The sequence below is a fragment of the Staphylococcus intermedius NCTC 11048 genome, from assembly GCF_002902385.1.
Taxonomy (GTDB): Bacteria; Bacillota; Bacilli; order Staphylococcales; family Staphylococcaceae; genus Staphylococcus; species Staphylococcus intermedius.
This window is the reverse complement of sequence record NZ_PPQH01000027.1, coordinates 1-3,302: the sequence shown is the minus strand read 5'-3', so window position 1 is coordinate 3,302 and position 3,302 is coordinate 1. Positions and strand designations below refer to the sequence as shown.

Genomic DNA, 3,302 nt, shown 5'->3' with positions numbered 1-3,302 from the left:
AAAAGGTGAAATGAAATCAATACTTTTTAGAGGTAGTTATGGTACTGGTAAATCGCACTTAGCTTACGCAATAGCTAAAGCGATTAAAAATAAAGGGTATACAGTCGCTTTTATGCAGATACCTGACTTGATGGTTAGAATCAAAGCGACATATAACAAAAAATCATCTGAAACTTTTGAAGATTTAAAGAAGCAGCTCGTTAATTTAGATTTGTTGGTTTTAGATGATATAGGAGTTAGCAATAGCGACCACGATTTATCTATGTTGTATGACATTATTAATAATCGGCAAGATAAAAACAACATCTTTACAACTAACTTTAAAGATTCAGAACTTAATCAAGATATGCATTGGCACAGAATCAATTCCAGAATGAAAAAAGGTAGTCGAAAAGTTAATGTTATCGGCGACGATTACAGGGAGCGTGACGCATGGTAATTACGACAATCACAAAAGAATTTTTGAAAGAAAATCTTGAGTGTTCAGATGTGTACGCTCAGAAAATGATTGAGTGGGCACAGGGCGACGATAAAAAGTTATATGACCTATTTATCCAAAAAAGAATTGAACGCAATACACGGCAGGATATGACGATATTAGAGGTGGATTAAGTGACGGAAACAAGAATAGAAATCTTTTACAAAGATGAAAAACACTTTGATAAACCTATGGGGTCACCTAGACCCCGTTTTAGAAGAGTGAAACAGTTTGTGCAGACCTATATGCCTACGCATTATACAAAACACAAAAATTTCATTGCTGATCAAATGCCAAATTTACAAAGAGAAAAGGATATTAAGTTGACAGTTGAGTTTTACTTTCCATCTTTAAAAAGTTGGTCAAAGAAAAAGTTAACCGCAATGTTAACAAGATATAAAAACACAAAACCTGATTTAGATAACTTGTTAAAGACAGTGCTTGATGCTGGCAATGGCAAGCTATGGAATGATGATAATCAAATTGTTGAAATCAGAACATTCAAAAAATGGAGTGAAACAGCACGGACGGTACTTATTATTGAGGAGCTAAACGACGATGAACAAGATGTATAACTTGTACAACAGTAACAAAGAGCCAGTGGTAGTCGTGAGCAGAAACGTCGATGGCCAATATCACATCAAAGGACTAGATGATACGCAACTAGCGCATATTAATAGAATTACTGACGATATTGATGAATTCAAAAGTACATTCAATTTATTGAGTTTCGAGGAACTAGGTCAATTGGATTTAACTGAATTACTGGATTTTTAGGAGGGCTAATCGTGAATCGCATTTATAGTAAAAAGGCTCCTAAACATACAGAATCGACGATGGAATCTTACGAACATTGGAGAGCCGAGCAAGCATATAAAGCTTATAAGGCGAGTCGAGTTGACCGCAGTCATTTAGTAAAGTATCCACAATCAGTTAAGCCGAGTGAATACTACCTTTATTTACAAAGCAGGGCGTTGTGGTCATGAATGATGTTGAGTGGAAAGATATTGACTTTATAGGGCTAACAAGGTCGCAAAAAGCAAAGATGATACACAAAGGCATCACACCTAGCATCGCGCTGAGCAGATATAAAAATTACTGGAGTATTGACGAGATTGTGAATACTAAACCATACATGAGGAGAAAACGATATGAAAGTTAAAGATTTGGAGATTGGAGATAGAGTTCAAGTAATAACTGGTGTCCATAGATATAGAGCTAACGAACGATGGGAAGAAGAGCCTATTGGTCAGACTGGGGAAGTAAGATTTAAGTTTGCTGATGGAAGCGCAAGAGTTTTATTGGATAAAGGTCTCGGAGTGTTTATTTCAGATGACGACGAGTGGTACCCGATACCGAGCAGTACAAAAATCGCAACACATGACAGACCTGCGCACTATGGCAATTCTGAAATTGATTATTGGTGTGAACGTTACTCACCTGAAGAATTAAGAGGAGCATTCAAATCGCAAATAAGTAAATACGTTGACCGCTTAGGTTATAAAGATGACGAAGTTAAGGAACTTAACAAGATTATTGATTATGCAACACGATATAAAAATCATTTGAAAAAGGTGAAAGCATGATTAAACGATATTCACACGTGATCCTGAAAGAGATACTAAAAAACATCAAAACGACTCATAACAAAAGAAGTAAAGCATTAGGTACTAGCTTAAACGCTGAATGCGGGACGTCACGCTATTGGAAGTCGTTAGGAGATGTAGAACATTACAACAGAGAAATTGAAGGATACAAGGCGGATTTGAAGAAATTAGACGATATGTCTGAATGGAGCAGTAAACTTCATCAAGACAGATATAAATTTGTTGAGAAGTATCGTGATGTTTTGCATAAAGTGGGCGTTGAATTAGATGGATCTATCAGAATTTATTAAAGAGGATTGGAGTGATGCCGAATGAAACTAGAAGTAGCGTTTTTAGAACGTGATGAATATATCGAATACAAAGAAGTGTTCGGAGGTATTCAATACATTTTCAGCACAGGAACAGGCAGAAAGCTAAGTGTGGTTCGACATAAATTTTCACACGGTAATGAGTGTGAACAAGGCTTGTATGAGATGGCAGATATAACAGAAGGAAAAGTTGATGTAGTGCAAGGATATTTAACCGTCAATGATGTGATTAAAATTTTAGAGGAGGAACGATGATGATTAAAATTTATAAAAATGAGAACGAGGAACTAGAATTCCATGTGAAATATGCGGGGTATGATTTTAAATTTCAATGTATTAAAAATGGTTTTGGCGCTACTTTTGAGGGGAGCAATTCAACAGAGTATCTGGAATTCGAAAGTTATATCGATGAAGATGGTGAAATATTGGATAATTTACAAGATGTAATGTACCACATTGCTTCTGTATGCAACTGGAGAGAAATCTTTGGGGAGGAACGATGATGAAGATTAAAACTGAAAAAGAAATGACGTTACCGCCTCTTTTTTGGAAAGACAGGGAGATGGTGGAATGAATACGTTAGTAAATTTGGGCGAGAGAATAATTCAACTCGAAAAAGAACGCGACACACTCATCAACGACATTACGGGCATACGTAAAGAACGTGACAAGTTACAGCGTAAGTTAGATGAGGTGGTCGAGTTGTTTAACACACACCTAGCGTATAAAAAGGCGTGGTCGGACAATCCTTACTACGATAAGTTACAGAATGAATTGAATAAAATATTGGAGGACGCAAAGAATGATTAATACATTACAAATCAAATTATTATCAGATAACGCAACATTACCTACATGTAACCACTCAACTGACGCAGGGTTCGACATTTATGCAGCAGAAACAGTGGT

The 3,302-nt window shown here is 36.3% G+C and carries 10 protein-coding genes and 1 pseudogene; all 11 read left to right on the top strand.

What is annotated here, in order from left to right:
- Nucleotides 1–439: ATP-binding protein (locus tag CD138_RS06410; RefSeq protein ID WP_142380751.1), on the top strand; the 439-nt coding region annotated here is incomplete at its 5' end.
- Nucleotides 433–612, top strand: coding sequence for a hypothetical protein (locus tag CD138_RS06405; protein ID WP_019167678.1), 180 nt, complete (start codon nucleotides 433–435; stop codon nucleotides 610–612). The genes CD138_RS06410 and CD138_RS06405, both read left to right, overlap by 7 nt.
- Nucleotides 613–1,053 carry a RusA family crossover junction endodeoxyribonuclease gene (locus CD138_RS06400; protein ID WP_019167850.1) on the top strand — a complete coding sequence of 147 codons (441 nt, stop codon included), beginning with the start codon at nucleotides 613–615 and terminating at the stop codon, nucleotides 1,051–1,053.
- Complete coding sequence (locus tag CD138_RS06395; RefSeq protein ID WP_019167849.1) at nucleotides 1,037–1,255, top strand: hypothetical protein; 219 nt, start codon at nucleotides 1,037–1,039, stop codon at nucleotides 1,253–1,255. The genes CD138_RS06400 and CD138_RS06395 overlap by 17 nt, the downstream gene beginning before the upstream one ends.
- A gap of 11 nt (nucleotides 1,256–1,266) precedes the next feature.
- Nucleotides 1,267–1,464: a hypothetical protein gene (locus CD138_RS06390; RefSeq protein WP_019167848.1), complete on the top strand. Its 198-nt coding sequence runs from the start codon at nucleotides 1,267–1,269 to the stop codon at nucleotides 1,462–1,464.
- 165 nt (nucleotides 1,465–1,629) lie between these two features.
- Nucleotides 1,630–2,064 (top strand): DUF3310 domain-containing protein, encoded by a 435-nt coding sequence (locus tag CD138_RS06380; RefSeq protein WP_019167846.1) that lies wholly within the window; start codon nucleotides 1,630–1,632, stop codon nucleotides 2,062–2,064.
- A complete protein-coding gene (locus tag CD138_RS06375) occupies nucleotides 2,061–2,375 on the top strand; it encodes a DUF1140 family protein (RefSeq protein ID WP_019167845.1) in 315 nt (104 codons plus the stop codon). Before CD138_RS06380 ends, CD138_RS06375 begins: the two co-directional genes overlap by 4 nt.
- Before the next feature lie 21 nt (nucleotides 2,376–2,396).
- A complete protein-coding gene (locus CD138_RS06370) occupies nucleotides 2,397–2,648 on the top strand; it encodes a hypothetical protein (RefSeq protein ID WP_019167844.1) in 252 nt (83 codons plus the stop codon).
- A complete protein-coding gene (locus CD138_RS06365) occupies nucleotides 2,645–2,896 on the top strand; it encodes a hypothetical protein (RefSeq protein ID WP_244913372.1) in 252 nt (83 codons plus the stop codon). Before CD138_RS06370 ends, CD138_RS06365 begins: the two co-directional genes overlap by 4 nt.
- A 67-nt stretch (nucleotides 2,897–2,963) precedes the next feature.
- Nucleotides 2,964–3,203, top strand: a complete 240-nt coding sequence (locus CD138_RS06360; RefSeq protein ID WP_019167842.1) for a hypothetical protein — start codon at nucleotides 2,964–2,966, stop codon at nucleotides 3,201–3,203.
- A pseudogene (locus CD138_RS14635) lies at nucleotides 3,196–3,302 on the top strand (dUTP pyrophosphatase); the annotation flags it as partial. The gene CD138_RS06360 and the pseudogene CD138_RS14635, both read left to right, overlap by 8 nt.

Bases quoted from the DNA above. Each gene is read 5' to 3' on its own strand.
- CD138_RS06405 (WP_019167678.1), top strand. From the start codon at position 433: ATGGTAATTACGACAATCACAAAAGAATTTTTGAAAGAAAATCTTGAG.
- CD138_RS06395 (WP_019167849.1), top strand. From the start codon at position 1,037: ATGAACAAGATGTATAACTTGTACAACAGTAACAAAGAGCCAGTGGTA.
- CD138_RS06380 (WP_019167846.1), top strand. From the start codon at position 1,630: ATGAAAGTTAAAGATTTGGAGATTGGAGATAGAGTTCAAGTAATAACT.
- CD138_RS06375 (WP_019167845.1), top strand. From the start codon at position 2,061: ATGATTAAACGATATTCACACGTGATCCTGAAAGAGATACTAAAAAAC.
- CD138_RS06370 (WP_019167844.1), top strand. From the start codon at position 2,397: ATGAAACTAGAAGTAGCGTTTTTAGAACGTGATGAATATATCGAATAC.
- CD138_RS06365 (WP_244913372.1), top strand. From the start codon at position 2,645: ATGATGATTAAAATTTATAAAAATGAGAACGAGGAACTAGAATTCCAT.
- CD138_RS06360 (WP_019167842.1), top strand. From the start codon at position 2,964: ATGAATACGTTAGTAAATTTGGGCGAGAGAATAATTCAACTCGAAAAA.